Annotated in this window: 15 protein-coding genes; all 15 read left to right on the forward strand. The window is 42.8% G+C overall.

The annotated features are described in order from the left end of the window. Positions 1-160 precede the first annotated feature (160 nt). Positions 161-1,102, forward strand: a complete 942-nt coding sequence (gene rfaD, locus L2W36_RS18700) for an ADP-glyceromanno-heptose 6-epimerase (RefSeq protein ID WP_236111076.1) — start codon at positions 161-163, stop codon at positions 1,100-1,102. A 134-nt stretch (positions 1,103-1,236) separates the two neighbouring features. After that, the gene (locus L2W36_RS18705) at positions 1,237-3,003 is read left to right on the forward strand and encodes a polysaccharide deacetylase family protein (RefSeq protein WP_236111081.1); all 1,767 of its coding nucleotides are present in this window, start codon (positions 1,237-1,239) and stop codon (positions 3,001-3,003) included. After that, positions 3,003-4,025, forward strand: a complete 1,023-nt coding sequence (locus L2W36_RS18710; protein ID WP_236111082.1) for a polysialyltransferase family glycosyltransferase — start codon at positions 3,003-3,005, stop codon at positions 4,023-4,025. Before L2W36_RS18705 ends, L2W36_RS18710 begins: the two co-directional genes overlap by 1 nt. A gap of 109 nt (positions 4,026-4,134) precedes the next feature. Continuing rightward, positions 4,135-5,148, forward strand: coding sequence for a UDP-N-acetylglucosamine 4,6-dehydratase (inverting) (pseB, locus tag L2W36_RS18715; protein ID WP_236111088.1), 1,014 nt, complete (start codon positions 4,135-4,137; stop codon positions 5,146-5,148). Continuing rightward, positions 5,145-6,320, forward strand: a complete 1,176-nt coding sequence (gene pseC, locus L2W36_RS18720; protein WP_236111090.1) for a UDP-4-amino-4,6-dideoxy-N-acetyl-beta-L-altrosamine transaminase — start codon at positions 5,145-5,147, stop codon at positions 6,318-6,320. The genes pseB and pseC overlap by 4 nt, the downstream gene beginning before the upstream one ends. After that, positions 6,321-7,013 (forward strand): pseudaminic acid cytidylyltransferase, encoded by a 693-nt coding sequence (gene pseF / locus L2W36_RS18725; protein ID WP_236111091.1) that lies wholly within the window; start codon positions 6,321-6,323, stop codon positions 7,011-7,013. Continuing rightward, on the forward strand, positions 7,004-7,957 hold the full coding sequence (locus L2W36_RS18730; protein ID WP_236111093.1) for a hypothetical protein: 954 nt from the start codon (positions 7,004-7,006) through the stop codon (positions 7,955-7,957). Before pseF ends, L2W36_RS18730 begins: the two co-directional genes overlap by 10 nt. Position 7,958: 1 nt before the next feature. Continuing rightward, positions 7,959-8,921 (forward strand): hypothetical protein, encoded by a 963-nt coding sequence (locus L2W36_RS18735; protein WP_236111096.1) that lies wholly within the window; start codon positions 7,959-7,961, stop codon positions 8,919-8,921. Then, positions 8,918-10,018 carry an ATP-grasp domain-containing protein gene (locus tag L2W36_RS18740; RefSeq protein ID WP_236111099.1) on the forward strand — a complete coding sequence of 367 codons (1,101 nt, stop codon included), beginning with the start codon at positions 8,918-8,920 and terminating at the stop codon, positions 10,016-10,018. The genes L2W36_RS18735 and L2W36_RS18740 overlap by 4 nt, the downstream gene beginning before the upstream one ends. A 2-nt stretch (positions 10,019-10,020) precedes the next feature. Further along, entirely contained in the window at positions 10,021-11,085 is a 1,065-nt protein-coding gene (gene pseI / locus L2W36_RS18745) for a pseudaminic acid synthase (RefSeq protein ID WP_236111102.1), read from the forward strand. Continuing rightward, the gene (locus tag L2W36_RS18750; RefSeq protein ID WP_236111103.1) at positions 11,075-11,806 is read left to right on the forward strand and encodes a formyltransferase family protein; all 732 of its coding nucleotides are present in this window, start codon (positions 11,075-11,077) and stop codon (positions 11,804-11,806) included. Before pseI ends, L2W36_RS18750 begins: the two co-directional genes overlap by 11 nt. Before the next feature lie 314 nt (positions 11,807-12,120). After that, positions 12,121-13,164, forward strand: coding sequence for a lipopolysaccharide heptosyltransferase II (gene waaF, locus L2W36_RS18755; protein WP_236111106.1), 1,044 nt, complete (start codon positions 12,121-12,123; stop codon positions 13,162-13,164). Continuing rightward, entirely contained in the window at positions 13,161-14,177 is a 1,017-nt protein-coding gene (locus L2W36_RS18760; protein WP_236111108.1) for a glycosyltransferase family 9 protein, read from the forward strand. The genes waaF and L2W36_RS18760 overlap by 4 nt, the downstream gene beginning before the upstream one ends. 7 nt (positions 14,178-14,184) lie before the next feature. Continuing rightward, positions 14,185-15,150 carry a glycosyltransferase family 2 protein gene (locus tag L2W36_RS18765; RefSeq protein ID WP_236111110.1) on the forward strand — a complete coding sequence of 322 codons (966 nt, stop codon included), beginning with the start codon at positions 14,185-14,187 and terminating at the stop codon, positions 15,148-15,150. Then, positions 15,143-15,550: a GtrA family protein gene (locus L2W36_RS18770; protein ID WP_236111112.1), complete on the forward strand. Its 408-nt coding sequence runs from the start codon at positions 15,143-15,145 to the stop codon at positions 15,548-15,550. The genes L2W36_RS18765 and L2W36_RS18770 overlap by 8 nt, the downstream gene beginning before the upstream one ends. The last annotated feature ends 5 nt before the right edge of the window (positions 15,551-15,555 follow it).

Below are 15,555 nucleotides of genomic sequence, written 5' to 3' on the forward strand. Positions count from 1 at the left end.
CAAACAATTGTCAGTCTCAGAGTAGAACCTGCGTCAACATGCTTTGGAAAAGCATTAATTTCTACTCTGGTACTTCCTGAGAACTTAGTTCCCTTGCTTTGAAGCTACGTGGAAATCTTATATACTCAACTGAATTATCCTATTCAAATGGAACCGTTTTATGATCATTGTAACTGGCGGTGCTGGCATGATTGGCAGCAACATTATCAAAGCGCTTAACGAAGCAGGCTTAAATGATATTCTGGTAGTCGACAACCTTAAAAATGGACGTAAGTTCAAAAACTTGGTTGACCTTGATATTACTGACTATATGGATCGCGATGACTTTTTAACGCAAGTTATGGCTGGCGATGATTTTGGATCTATCGAAGCGGTATTCCACGAAGGAGCATGTTCAGCTACGACAGAGTGGGATGGTAAGTATGTGATGTTGAATAACTATGAGTATTCAAAAGAGTTACTTCACTACTGTCTAGAGCGTGAAATTCCGTTCCTTTATGCCTCTTCTGCGGCAACTTATGGTGAGACGACTGTATTTAAGGAAGAGCGCCAGTATGAAGGTGCACTAAACGTTTACGGTTACTCTAAACAACAGTTCGATAACTATGTCCGTCGTCTAACTGCTGACGCGGAAGCACACGGCGAAAAACTGTCACAAATTACTGGATTCCGTTACTTCAACGTTTATGGCCCACGTGAGCAGCACAAAGGCAGCATGGCTTCTGTGGCATTCCATTTGAATAACCAAATGAATGCTGGAGAGAATCCAAAACTATTTGAAGGTAGCGCCCAGTTTAAGCGCGACTTCGTTTATGTTGGTGACGTAGCTAAAGTAAATCTATGGTTTATGGAAAATGGCGTTTCGGGCATTTTTAACTGCGGTACCGGCAATGCAGAGACATTTGAGGCTATTGCAGAAGCGGCGATCAAGCACCACGGTAAAGGGGAAATTGAAAACATCCCATTCCCTGACCATTTGAAAGGTGCTTATCAAGAGTTTACTCAAGCTGATTTAACCAACTTACGTGCTGCTGGTTGTGATATCGAGTTTAAGACTGTTGCTGAAGGTGTTGCTGAGTATTTGGCGATCGTGAATAAGTAACAAGGTGCTTCTACGTTTAAGAATTTTGGTTGAAGTTTAGTCATCCTGGAGAGTAAATCCCTGCCTATGCAGGGATTTACTCAAAAAATACCCCTGACGGCATGAAAACTGAATAATCTAGAAAGAGTTTATTGATGAATATTCTTATGGCCCTGTCCCAGCTTGAAGTCACTGGGGCTGAGGTTTACGCTACTACGGTAGGTAACGAAATCACCGCTCGGGGTCATAATGTGTTTTATGTCTCTGATACGCTGACAAAACCTCATGACGGCCCATTTTTCTCATTGCGCTTTAACAAACGCAGTGTGCCACGCCGTTTTTGGCATGTTGGTTATCTTATTTACCTAATTAAGAAGCATAATATCCAGTTAGTGCATGCTCACTCTCGTGCGTCAAGCTGGAGCTGCCATGTAGCTTGTAAGCTAACTGGTACCCCTATGGTAACAACCGTACATGGTCGTCAACCCGTGCATGCTTCGCGTAAAAAGTTTCATGCTATGGGTGATAGAGCGCTACCTGTTTGTGAGGCGATTCGCGATCAACTACACAACGATTTAGCAGTCCCTTTAGAGCAGATGGAGGTGAGTCGCAATGGTATTGAGACTGACAACTTCAAATGGGTTGAAGCACCTGACAACGCAAAACCCGTGATTACTATTGTGGGTCGTTTGACGGGCCCGAAAGGTGACTTATGTTATCGTCTGCTTGATGAGTGTTTAAACGCTGACAAATACGACATTCGTGTGGTCACTGGCTCTAAGTTTGAAACAAGATTCGAAAAGTTTAAATCAACCGTCAACTTTGTTGGTTATACCAATGATGTACCGACAATGCTAAGTGAAGCAGATTTAGTGATTGGAGCCGGACGCGTTGCGATGGAATCCTTGCTTTGTGGCCGCCCTACTCTGGCTATAGGTGAAGCGAAGTGCATTGGTATGGTCGACGAAGCAAATGTTTCAGAGGCGATGGCCACAAACTTTGGCGATATAGGGCCAAAAGATCTCGATATCGACTTTAGCTCGATTCCTTCCTTTGTAGAGCAAGGACTCACGACTGCACATTGCTCAATGGCCACCAGCGATACTATACGCGAACACTATACTCTCTCTTCGATTGTTGACCAAATAGAGAAAATTTATCAAGACGTCTATGTCACTACACTAAAGCGTGAAATGCCTGTAATCATGTATCACCGCTTTATTAAAGATGACAGTGGCAAAGGCGTTCACGGTACCTACCTGCATATCGATATGTTTGATAAGCATATGGCTCTATTGAAAAAGATGGGATTTGAAACACTGACGTTTGAGGATCTGCAGGATGGGCGTTTAATTCGCAGGCTCGAAGCAGGTAAGCGTTACATTATGTTGACGGTCGATGATGGCTATGTCGATAACTTAGAGCTGATGCTCCCCGTTTTACAAAAATACAACTTCAAAGCCGTGGTTTATGTGGTTACTGGTGAAACTTTTAACCGTTGGGATGTTGAAAATCCAAGTAATCCTGAGAAGTCTGTGCCATTAATGGATAACGAGCAAGTTTTACAACTCGCAGAATCTGGCCATATTGAAATTGGCGGACACACACTTTCACACCCAAAACTTGATACGCTGAGCGATGAACAGCAGCGCCACGAGATTGTTGAGAATAAGCAAACGCTAGAGGCTATCTTAGGTAAAAACCTAACTTCTTTTGCGTATCCGTTTGGTGAGCACAATCAAGCCTCCAAGAACATAGCAAAAGAAGCTGGATACCAATATGCGGTTGCGACTAACTCCGGGCCTCTTCAATTTCATAAAGACCCGTACCAGATCCGCCGTATTGCGATTTTCCCGAAAACCGATGTGTTTGGGTTATGGCGTAAGGTGCGCGGTAATTATTTGTTTAGGAAAGCAAAGTAATGACGACTACCAAGAGTACTAAAAGCGTCGAGAGCATCTTCATCGCGCTCTCTCCCCTCCAGCTCCTATTTTGCTACGAAGCAAAACTTCATTATGGACTCAAGAATGATGTTATTCTGCTTCCAGTTGACAGAGAAAGTCGAGGTGGCAAAGCCATAAAGAAACTTCTTGAACGTCAGAGCTGGACGAACGTTTATTTCATCTCTCATAAACACAAACTGAGCACCCTACGTCCAGCACTCAATCGGTTAAAGTCAATACTCACAGCGACCTCTGTTACTTTAGTTCACTCCGAACCAACGCACATATACGCACGCGCGATTTTAGGGCAGTTTACTGTTACTAGGGAGATTCTGGTCGACGATGGTACTGCATCTTTTGTTGAAATCCCCAAAATCTACCAGGAACAGTACGTCCAAAAATACTCCTTTAATTGGAAAGCAGCTTTATTCCTTCTGCAGGGCATCCAATTACCTCGAGAACTGAAGTACGATCACGTAGAGTTTTTTAGTATTTTCCAAAAAGAATTTAGTCAATATCCTAAAGTTGTATTCAATGACATGTCTGCTTTGATGGCTAGCTTAATAGACTCAGAACAAGGCAAAAAAGGGGAACCGGAGATTGCTTTCATCGGCCAACCTTTTGTCTCTTCGAATGGCATTAAAGAAGCTAACTACTTGGCTTACATCCAACATGCAAAGAGAGATAACCCTGGGCACAAGCTTCGTTATTTCCCCCATAGGTGTGAGGACCCAAATTTTCTAGACCGACTATCAAAAATGGAAGGTATCGAAGTGAATCAGTCACCACTCCCTTTAGAGGTCGAACTGTCACAGCATCCCACAATAGTTCACATGTACTCCATTGCATCCACAACCATGTTTACGCTTCCCAAGATTTACCCTAATTTGGTAATTCACAGAGTAGTAACACAAGCGGATGATTATATTCAACCTCATTGGTTCGAGGGAATCACCAACGTAGAGCATCGCCTTGAAGCATTTAATACTTTAAAGCGTTAAACAGTTTCTCCTTTCCAACTCAAGAAAGGGCATTTAAACTATAATTTCGGTGAAGAATTCACTCTGGCTAGCTTTTGTGTTGGTCATATAAACGATTAAGTATAAAATTATGTTAAACAATAAGACTGTTTTGATTACCGGAGGCACTGGCTCTTTTGGTAAACAATTTATCAAAACCATCCTCGAGCGCTATCAAGGTGTAAAGAAGATCATTATCTTCTCAAGAGATGAACTGAAACAATTCGAGCTGAAGCAACAATATCCTCATAAAGATTTTCCTCAGTTGCGCTTTTTCATCGGTGACGTTCGTGATCAAAACCGCATGATTCAGGCCTGTGAAGGCGTGGATGTGATTATTCATGCTGCAGCAATCAAACAGGTTGATACCGCCGAATACAACCCTACGGAATGTATTCGGACCAACGTTGACGGTGCGGAAAACGTGATTCATGCAGCCCTACAGTGCGGCGTTCATGATGTTGTGGCACTCTCCACTGACAAGGCATGTGCTCCGATTAACCTATATGGTGCGACGAAGCTTGCTTCAGACAAATTGTTCACTGCAGCCAATAACATTAAGGGCTCTAAAGACATCCGTTTTAGCGTAGTACGTTACGGTAACGTTATGGGCTCAAGAGGCTCTGTTATCCCATTCTTCCTGAAGAAGAAAGAAGAAGGCCTGTTACCTATCACTCATGAAGAGATGACTCGATTCAACATTTCTTTGCAAGACGGCGTTAACATGGTGATGTACGCGTTAGAACACCACCTTGGCGGCGAGATTTTTGTACCGAAGATCCCGTCGTATAAAATCATGGATATTGCAAAAGCGGTCGCACCTGAATGTAAAACGAAGGTTGTGGGTATTCGACCTGGGGAAAAACTCCATGAAGAAATGATCACCGATACTGACTCTCTCAATACTATTGACCTGGGTAAGTACTACGCCATTCTACCTTCTGTATCATTTACATATACAGAGGAAGACTACTTGAATCACCATAAAGCAGAGAAAGTACCATTTGGTTTCAAATACAACTCAGGGACAAATACCGAGTGGGAAACTATTGAAGGGCTACGTGAACTTATCAAAGAGCATGTTGATCCAAACTTTACAGTGTGAGCAATAACGTGATTCCATACGGCAAACAAGAGATTACGCAGCAAGATATCGACGCGGTTGTTGATGTTCTTAACTCTGACTTTTTGACTCAAGGACCAAAGGTACCTGAGTTTGAGTCAATGCTTACTGCTCATACCGGAGCGGCACACGCATTAGCAGTCAATAGCGCAACATCCGCTCTGCACATCGCCTGTCTGGCTTTAGGCTTGGGTGAGGGTGACTGGTTGTGGACCTCTCCTGTCACCTTTGTCGCATCAGCCAACTGTGGGCTGTACTGCGGTGCTAAGGTTGACTTCGTCGATATCGATCCTAAAACCTACAACATGTGTCCCGAGAAGCTTGAGCAGAAGTTGATTCATGCAAAAGCTGAAGGCAAACTACCAAAAGTGGTGGTTCCGGTGCATCTTTGTGGTCAGCCTTGTGACATGAAAGCTATCAGTAAACTGGCAAAAGAATATGGCTTTAAGACCATTGAAGATGCCTCACACGCAATTGGTGGTCGATATTACGGTCAGCCGATTGGCAACTGTGAATATTCTGATATCACGATATTTAGCTTTCATCCAGTTAAAATCGTCACTACCGCTGAAGGTGGTGCTGCACTAACTAATAGCAAAGCGCTTGCGAATAAAATGACATTGCTACGCAGCCATGGAATTACTCGTGACTCAGAGCAAATGATTGGCGCGAGCCATGGTGGTTGGTACTACCAACAAATAGACCTAGGGTTTAATTATCGAATGACAGAGCTACAAGCGGCGCTTGGTGTAAGCCAAATGCAACGTTTGGATGGCTTCGTGGAGGCTCGTCATCGCTTAGCAACTCGTTATTACGAACTTTTATCTGATTTGCCGCTAGTACTACCTCATCAGTTAAAGAATACCTATTCAGGTTTACATCTGTTTGTGATTCGTTTGAAGCTAGATGAAATTGGTTTAACGCACAAAGAAGTGTTTGACGCATTGCGTGAACAAGGTATTGGTGTGAACCTACATTATATTCCTGTCCATACGCAGCCTTATTATAAAACGATGGGGTTTAGTTTAGGTGACTTCCCTGAAGCTGAACGTTATTACTCAGAAGCTATATCTTTGCCAATGTTCCATTTGATGACAAATGAACAGCAGAACACGGTTGTGTCTATGTTGAGTAAAATCCTTAGGGAGCAATAGATGAACATCGCTATCATCCCTGCCCGAGGCGGCAGTAAGCGCATCCCACGCAAGAATATTAAGGAATTTAATGGTAAGCCGATTATTGCCTACTCAATTGAAGCTGCCTTAAATTCTGGTTGTTTTGATAGAGTTATCGTATCAACTGATGACCAGGAAATTGCAGATGTTGCACAACAATATGGTGCTGAAGTTCCTTTCATGCGTTCAAGTAAGTCATCGGACGATTATGCTCCTATCATTGATGTTATCACCGAGATTCTCGATACAATAAAGCAACAAGATGGCATAGAACCAACACATCTGTGTTGCATATTTGCCACAGCTCCTTTTGTCACCGATGATCGCATTCGAACTGCTTATGATTCGATGAAATTAAACAATAAAGACGGCATTTTCCCCGTAATAGAGTTCTCTTATCCGATCCAGCGTAGCCTGGAAGTTAAGCCTGATAACACCATTGGTATGGTTTGGCCTGAGCACCTTCTTAGTCGTTCACAAGATTTACCAGCCCGTTATCATGACTCAGGTCAGTATTATTGGGCAAAAACAGAAAGTGTCATCAAAGAAAATACACTCTTCATCAAGAACTGTATGGCAGAGCATATCTCACCGCTGCAGGCACAAGATATTGATGTTGAAGATGATTGGATTATCGCAGAGCTAAAATATAAGGCATTACAATGCTGTTAATATTAACAATGGCTGGAGGCTCATATGGATATGGGCACCTTGGTCGGTGTTTACCTATTTTTCATGCCGCTCAAGGACACTTCGAACATGTTGAAATGGTGGTTGATAATGGTGGAACCTCTCCAATCGTTGCAGATATTGATTTAACTGACGTTGCTTGGATGAGTGATATCAATAGCCTAGATATTTCTCAGGATGATACTGTGATTGTTGATGTACTAGATATCGAAGTGACTAACTTAGAGGCAATTCAATCACGCAGCAAAAAGCTCTATATTGTTGATGATATCAATAAAGAGAAGTACCAATCTTACAACCGAATAGATTGGTCTATTAAATCTCACCTACTCAGTGAGCAGAGACTAGCATTATCATCGCCACGTTATGTACCTTTGAAACAAGCCTTTCAATCGCCACCGAGCAGAACAGTTAATGAGAAGATAAATAAGCTATTGATCACTATGGGGGGAAGCGATATCCGCAATCTATCTCCGGTACTTATTTCCTTCTTTAGGGCAAATTACCCTGAATACCAGTTGATAGTCTTTGTTGGACCTGGTTTTCAGAACCAACAGGAAATAGAGTTAGTCTCTGACAACCAAGTGACTTTGCTTAACTCTCCCTCAGAGCTTGATATGTTACAAGCAATGGAACAGGCCGACCTTGCGATTGCAACTGGTGGGCACACGATGTACGAGCTTGCTGCTGTTGGACTACCAACAGTTCAACTCCAAATTATCGATAATCAAGAAGTGTCTAAGTATTGGGCACAGTTTGGCTTTAGTCGTTTTGCTGGATGGTATGACAACGCCAACTTTCTCACTAATCTGGGCAAATGCATTGACGAACTCGAACCTAAACTAGTTCGAGAAAAAGCTTCACGGCTTGGACAAAGCTTAATTGATGGAAATGGCGCAGATAAGCTAATCGCGGAGATAAAATAACATGTGGGTTACAGCGAACCGAGCTTCTCGGGTGTTATATAACTTTCTTATTTCATTGGAAAAACCAATGTGCTTTCTTGTTCCGGCAAATGTGTGCCCGATTGTTTTAGCTACATTTATTAAAGCTAAAGTACCTTATCGGTTGCTTGATATTGATCGTAAAACGCTTTGTATAGACCTCAAACTCGTGGAACGGTCTTTAAGACAGAGTGAAGATGACTTAGGTCTGCTCTTCGTTCGAACTTTTGGTTATACAAAGCACCAGGAGAGCTATCTCGACTCTCTTAAAGCCACCCATAGAAACTTAGCAGTTATTATAGATGATCGGTGCCTCGATATTCCACAAATCGATGCTACTGCTTTTTCTGAGTCGATTGATATGACACTCTTTAGTACCGGCTACTCTAAATATGTTGAGCTAGGCTACGGTGGTTATGGTTGGTTGTCAAAAACACAAGCAGCTAGATACTCCAGCCCAGATGTTACTTACGATAACGTAGAACATGACAAATTAGTCTCCGACTTCAATTATTCGATACAGTCGAAGGAAAAGTTTATATATCGTTATGATAATTGGCTTGATAATCGTGTATTACCCCACTCTCTCGAGGAATATTTTCAGTTAATCAGCAAAAAAATTGTCGAAACTAAGGATAGAAAAGCACAAAATAATGCGATTTATCGTCAGATAATAGAACCTGAACTTTGGCTTGGTGAAGAGTTCGATAATTGGCGCTTCTCTATTTTAGTCAGTAATAAAACTCAGTTGTTAGACTCTATCTTCTCAAATGGAGATTTTGCTAGCTCTCATTATGCGTCTTTAGCTAATATCTTTGACACAACGCAAGCCCCTGTAGCAGAGATGATCCATTGCCAGATAGTCAATCTATTCAACGATTATCGCTGTGATGAAGCGATGGCAAAACGAGTCGCAAAAATAGTTAGAGCAGAGGCAATCACGTGAAAAATTACATTATTATCGGCGGCAGCGAGTTACAAAAAGATTTTATCGAGAAAGTAAAAGAGAATGAGTTCATTGCTCATGTTATTGACTATGACGCCTCTTGTATTGGGGCCAAAATAGCAGATCACTTCCACTGTATTAGTATCGACGATTTAGCTGCTGTTCTAGAGCTAGCAAAGTCACTTAATATTGCTGGTATTAGTACAGTCGCGACGGAGCAGGGCAACATTACTGCTAATTATGTAGCAGAAGAGCTTGGACTAGCAACAAACGGCTTAGAAGCAGCGCTCAATACCACAGACAAAGCACGCATGAAAAAAGTGCTTCAATCACATGATATTGCGACTCCACTTTCTACCGAGGTTCGCTCAGAGCAAGAGCTCTCGTCTTTGAATATTCAATATCCTGTGATAGTAAAAGCTTCAGACCGCTCCGCAGGTCGTGGTGTCGCGTTAGCTAAAAATGCCCAAGAGTTAGTACGTTATTATCGAGAGGCTATGGAGGTTTCGTTTAATAAGATTGTGCTAGTTGAAGAGTATGTCGATGCGCCTCAGTACAGTATTGAAACGATCAGCTCACAAGGTCAGCACCAGATCGTAGCCATTACACAAATGGGTTTTTCTGGACCACCACACTTTGTTGAAACAACTCATCGGCTACCAGCATTAATATCAAAGCAAGAGCTGCAATTAATTTCTCAGTTTACTTTTAATTCACTTAAAGCGTTTGATATTAAATATGGCGCGTGTCATATCGAAATTCGTATGCCTGGAAAACCAACCATGATCGAAATAGCATCGCGTATGGGAGGGTGGAGGCACTGGATGGTTGAAAGCGCGCTTTCCGTTGACTACTTGCAGCTAATACTAGATGCTTCTTTGGGTAAGCCTATTACATTCCAAGCGAATACCAAGCCAAAATCCGCTATTGTAAGAACTATTTTTGGCCTCAAGGACTACCACGAGTATCTTGAGAGAAAAGAGAAAAATACCAACTTTGTCATCGACCTAGTTAAGCAAGGTCAACCTAGCAATGATGCAACCAACTTAATTGAAGCCCATGGCTTTTATATAACACTAGAAGATAGTGAGAAATAAACATGTCTATAAAAATCGATAACTTCGAAATTTCAAGCAAGAGTAAAACATTCATTATTGCAGAGTTATCCGCTAACCATAATCATGATTTACAAGTTGCACTCGATACGATTAAAGCAGCAAAAGACGTGGGCGCAGATGCAATTAAATTACAAACCTATACAGCTGATACCTTAACGCTAGATTGCGATAGCGATCTTTTTAAGGTAAAGCATGGTACGGTATGGGATGGTGAAACCTTACACTCTCTTTATCAACAAGCTCACACGCCTTGGGAATGGCATCAACAGCTCATTGAATATGCCAACTCACTTGGCTTAATTTGTTTTTCATCGCCTTTTGATTTTAGTTCGGCTGATTTTCTAGAAAAGCTCGATGTTCCTGCTTATAAGATTGCTTCTCCAGAGCTTATGGATATTCCTCTTATTGATTACGTTGCTCGTAAAGGTAAGCCTGTTATCATGTCTACAGGTCTCGCAACCCTGGCAGACATTGAGCTAGCGGTAGACACGTGCCGTGCAGCAGGAAACAACGAGATTATTCTACTAAAATGTACATCAGCTTACCCAACACCTTTGGATGAGGTGGACCTGCTCACTATTCCAAATCTAAAAAGCACGTTTGATGTGGAAGTTGGCCTATCTGACCATACTCTTGGGGATGTAGTCGCGGGGGCAGCGGTCGCGCTTGGCGCACGTGTGGTAGAAAAACACTTTATTCTCGATAAATCCCTCGGAGGTCCAGATTCAAGCTTCTCACTTGATCCTACCGAGTTCACAGCACTTGTCGACACTATCCGCAATACTGAGAAAGCTCTCGGGAAAGTGAACTATACACTTACCGATAAGATGAAGAAAATTCGTCAGTTTAGCCGCTCCCTGTTCGTTTGCCAGGATGTTAAAGCAGGAGATGTTATCTCTGCTGAGAATGTGCGTTCAGTGCGCCCTGCTCATGGTTTAGCAACCAAGTATTACCCTGCCGTGCTAGGCAAAACTTTCACTAAAGACGTTAAGTATGGTGAACCACTTATGCGTGAGATGATCGAAGGAGATATTGGTGAATTGTAATAAAGTCATTATTCTCAGTGGTTATGACTACTCAGAAAGCTTTAAGCATCTGAGCGGCTTTGATTATAGCGTGATCATACCTAAAAATGAGCCGCTACTCGACGAGGGAGCAAGAGAGCACTTAAGCTCTGTGCTGGGTGGAAAGCTCACAGAGTTGAATTATCAAGATGTTGAACAACATATTTTGGCAGAAAGACCCGATATATTGATCACTTTTGGTTGGCGAAGAATCGTATCAAGCAATATTATTAATTCTGCGAAATACGCCATTAATGTACATCCTGCAATACTACCCGAGTACAAAGGCTACCACCCTGTACCTCATGTACTCATTAACAACGAAAGTCATCATGGAGTAACGGCTCATATAATCACCGATGAGCTTGATGCTGGAGATATTGTTCATATAGAGAAATTTGAAATTTCAAAATTTTCTACTTTGAATGAGATTCAAAGTAAAGCGAATGATATCATGCCTAAGTTTTTGACTAATCTATTTGATAAAATATTTCAGGGGAATTTAACCCTGCTACCCAATGATAATAGCAAAACAAAGATAGTTGCAGGCAAACGCACACCCGAAGATTCAGAAATCCCGCTAGATATGCCAATAGGTCAAGCCTATGATTACATTAGGGCCTGTGATGAAATCCGTTTTCCTGCCTTTATTATGATTGAAGGAAAAAAGGTAATACTGAAGGCTGAGCCTACATCGAAATAGTTGAAGTAAATTAGGAGCATGGACCGATGGCAGGTTAAGAATTAAAGACGTTATTGAAAGAAACCGTATAACGCACAAGATAAGATCGCTCTACGCAACGCTTGCAGCGTTGTTGGCATTAGTGACCAAGTGTATCAATAACCTCATCATGACGATGAGGTTATTGATACACTTCGAAAAGCGGTTGTACGTTATCCTGCTACGGCATATGCTGTAGCGCACCCGCAGATATGGAATCACATTGGTCTATAAGACTTTAAAAGTGAGCACAAACTATAACATCCTTAAAAAGGACTTAATACCAAGGTAACTCCATGAAAACACTAATTATTGGCCCCTCATGGATCGGCGACATGGTGATGTCGCAAAGCCTGTATATTCGCCTCAAAGAACTCTATCCCAATGCCAGCATTGATGTACTGGCTCCTGCTTGGTGTAGACCTATCTTGGAGAGGATGCCGCAGGTCAATCGAGCGATAGAGATGCCTATCGGCCATGGCTCCTTTGACCTCAAAGGGCGTTGGAAATTGGGTCGCAAGTTGAAGGGTGAACGCTATACCCATGCATTTGTTTTACCCAACTCTGCCAAATCTGCACTGATTCCCGTTTTCGCTGGCATCCCGAAGCGCATTGGCTGGAAAGGAGAAATGCGCTATGGCCTGCTCAATGACTTACGCCCAGATAAGCGAGTGTTTCAATACTATGTAGAACGTTTTGTTGCGCTCGCGTCGACGAAGGAGACCATGCTACAGGAGGTGAAGCTGCCATCTTGCCCCCGTCCAGCATTTACTATCGACGCGTCCATTCAACAGCAGACACTCGATAAATTCAGCCTGTCGACGTCTCGAAAGGTCTACGGCATGTGTCCCGGTGCAGAATTTGGGCCGGCTAAACGCTGGCCAGATGCACACTATGCTGAGATTGCACAATCTCTGATTGAAGAGGGTCATCAGGTCTGGTTGTTCGGCTCGCAAAAAGACAAACAGGTGACCGAGAGCATACGAAAAGCACTGACCCCTGAAGCGATGCAATATTGTCATAACTTGGCTGGAAGCACCTCGTTAACCGAAGCAGTTGATCTTTTGGCGGCATGCGATACGGTTATCAGCAACGACTCCGGGCTAATGCATGTCTCAGCGGCAGTGGGCTGCAACATTGTGGCTATTTATGGCTCAAGTTCACCGGACTATACGCCACCACTCGGCAACAACGTGAAAATAATCCATACTGACATTGAATGTCGTCCTTGCTTTAAGCGTGAATGCCCTCTTGGGCACTTGAAATGTTTGGTGGACTTGCCGCCAAAGTGGATTCTGGACGCAATCCATCAACTAAACTCAAAAGAGAATTTGCAATGAAATACCACTGGTGTGAGCGCGGCGGCTATATCTCAAAGAAAGCCCAGCAATATCTACACAACGATTTTTCACCAGAGAAAGTCAAAAATATAACCGTCATTCGTCAAGCAGCACTAGGTGACTTAGTGATTGTGCGTCCCTTTCTGACTGAAGCCAGACGATTTTTCCCGAACGCGAAAATTACCTTAGTCGGTGTATCTAACTATCAGTATGGGATGCCGTCTGATCTGACCGACGAAACCATTTTTGTATCTAGCCGAGAGAAAAAGGCTGAGATGACAATCAAGAAAAAATATCAGGAGTTCTCCCAACTTCCCGAACAAGATATTATTTTTGACTTGGCGGGCACTGCACGTTCCTATTGGATGGTGGCTCTAAGTAAAGCAAAGTTGAAATTTGGCTTTCCCTACAAACCATACTTGAATGGCACTCTCTACAACATCTCCGTATTTCGGTCAGACTATCAGCCTGAAGTGGAGTGCATGTTAGATATGTTGAAAATGCTAGGTCACGCTCCACAGAGGCCTCTGGATTTTGCCTACCCAAGCAATTTAGATGTCGTGCAGTCAACAGAGGATAAACTGCAAATACTTTACTTCAACGGTGCTTCTACTAAGTCGAAAATACTGTCTGAACAACAAATGAAACAACTACTTGAGAGCGCGGTGAAGGAACTTCCTGACTATGACCATGTCTATCTGGAAGGCAAAAACGATTTTGAAAAAGGTGATTTTGTCCGTCACCTAGAAGCACATGACAACTTCAAAATCCAGCCTTGTTTGCCTTTGGACGAACTCATCAGTTACGTTTCAAAAGCAAAATTGGTGGTGGCACCGGATACAGGAGTGAGGAACGTAGCGGTCTCAACGCATACTCCAACCGTTGGTATTTTTTACTCGACCGTACCATTTCGCTACACTCCTCTCGACGGACGCCATCATATTGTTATGAACGCTAATGGTGATATCCCGTCGAATCAACAGATTATTGACGCAGTTAAACACGCTCTATAGGTTACTTATGTCAAACTCCGCGCCCATTATCTCTATAGTATGCCCTTGTTATAACGAACAGGCCGTACTAACTATTTTCATGGAACGAATTTCATCGGTCCTACAAGAAACCGGGTACAACTACGAAGTCATTTTAATTAATGATGGCAGTAAAGACGACACTCTAAGTGTGATGGAATCTTTAAGAGAACAAGATCATCACGTTCGGACCGTCAACCTGTCTCGTAATTTTGGTAAAGAGGCAGCGCTGACTGCAGGACTGGATCTGGCTCGCGGAGAAGTCATCATCCCAATCGACGCCGACTTGCAAGACCCCCCTGAATTGATTCATGATTTTCTACGCGAATGGAATAAGGGGTTTGATGTTGTAGTGGCAAAACGAGTCGATCGTAGTACCGATTCATGGGCAAAAAAACTCTCTGCCGAGCTGTTTTATAAGTTTCATAACGCCGTAGCACACGTAGAGATCCCAGAAAATGTTGGAGATTTTCGCTTAATCAACAGACGAGTACTCAAGGCAATTCAGTTGTTACCTGAAAACCAGCGCTTTATGAAAGGGATTTTTTCTTGGGTAGGTTTCAAAACAACGGTTGTCGAATATAAACGTGAGTCACGCGAAGCCGGAGAGACCAGTTTCAATGGGTGGAAGCTGTGGAACTTTGCACTAGATGGCATCACCAGTTTCAGTACTGCGCCGCTGCGTATTTGGCTCTATATTGGCAGCGTCATTTCAGCCTTTGCCTTTCTGTACCTGAGCATCACTGTCATTAAGACGCTGATCTTTGGTATCGACTCTCCTGGTTATGCCTCTTTGATTACCGTCATTCTATTTTTGGGTGGTGTGCAATTAATAGGCATTGGCGTGTTGGGTGAATATGTAGGCAGACTCTACATGGAATCTAAACGTCGCCCTAGCTATATTGTTGAGAGTGACAAGTACCAAGACGCCCCTGAAGAGAAGCAAAATGACTGACATCCTTAACCGATTACTCCAGTATCGGATAGTAAGATTCATTTTTACAGGTGGTATGGCAACGGCAATTCACATTGCTGTTGCCTTTCTGTTTCTGCATTTTATTCAAGACAATGTGTTCTACGCCAATGTTTGTGGTTTTACTATTGCGTTCTTTTTTTCTTACTTTGCTCAGACGCTCATTGTATTCAAGAACAAAGTCAACTGGGGGAATGCCGTTAGGTTTTTCGCTGTTCAATTTGCCTCGCTGATGGCAGCACAAGGCATTAGTGAGCTATTCAGTGATGTTAACAGCTATATTCGAGTATTGATTGTGGTGGTGATATTGCCCGTCATTACCTATGTCGTTCATAAAGTTTGGACCTTTTCGGAGCCAAACGATGCTGCCATTAACAAATAATCTCT

The sequence above is a fragment of the Vibrio sp. McD22-P3 genome (assembly GCF_021568915.1).
Classification (GTDB): domain Bacteria; phylum Pseudomonadota; class Gammaproteobacteria; order Enterobacterales; family Vibrionaceae; genus Vibrio; species Vibrio mediterranei.

Bases quoted from the DNA above. Each gene is read 5' to 3' on its own strand.
- rfaD (WP_236111076.1), top strand. From the start codon at position 161: ATGATCATTGTAACTGGCGGTGCTGGCATGATTGGCAGCAACATTATC.
- L2W36_RS18705 (WP_236111081.1), top strand. From the start codon at position 1,237: ATGAATATTCTTATGGCCCTGTCCCAGCTTGAAGTCACTGGGGCTGAG.
- waaF (WP_236111106.1), top strand. From the start codon at position 12,121: ATGAAAACACTAATTATTGGCCCCTCATGGATCGGCGACATGGTGATG.
- pseF (WP_236111091.1), top strand. From the start codon at position 6,321: ATGAACATCGCTATCATCCCTGCCCGAGGCGGCAGTAAGCGCATCCCA.
- pseB (WP_236111088.1), top strand. From the start codon at position 4,135: ATGTTAAACAATAAGACTGTTTTGATTACCGGAGGCACTGGCTCTTTT.
- L2W36_RS18730 (WP_236111093.1), top strand. From the start codon at position 7,004: ATGCTGTTAATATTAACAATGGCTGGAGGCTCATATGGATATGGGCAC.
- L2W36_RS18760 (WP_236111108.1), top strand. From the start codon at position 13,161: ATGAAATACCACTGGTGTGAGCGCGGCGGCTATATCTCAAAGAAAGCC.
- L2W36_RS18710 (WP_236111082.1), top strand. From the start codon at position 3,003: ATGACGACTACCAAGAGTACTAAAAGCGTCGAGAGCATCTTCATCGCG.
- pseI (WP_236111102.1), top strand. From the start codon at position 10,021: ATGTCTATAAAAATCGATAACTTCGAAATTTCAAGCAAGAGTAAAACA.
- L2W36_RS18735 (WP_236111096.1), top strand. From the start codon at position 7,959: ATGTGGGTTACAGCGAACCGAGCTTCTCGGGTGTTATATAACTTTCTT.
- L2W36_RS18765 (WP_236111110.1), top strand. From the start codon at position 14,185: ATGTCAAACTCCGCGCCCATTATCTCTATAGTATGCCCTTGTTATAAC.
- L2W36_RS18770 (WP_236111112.1), top strand. From the start codon at position 15,143: ATGACTGACATCCTTAACCGATTACTCCAGTATCGGATAGTAAGATTC.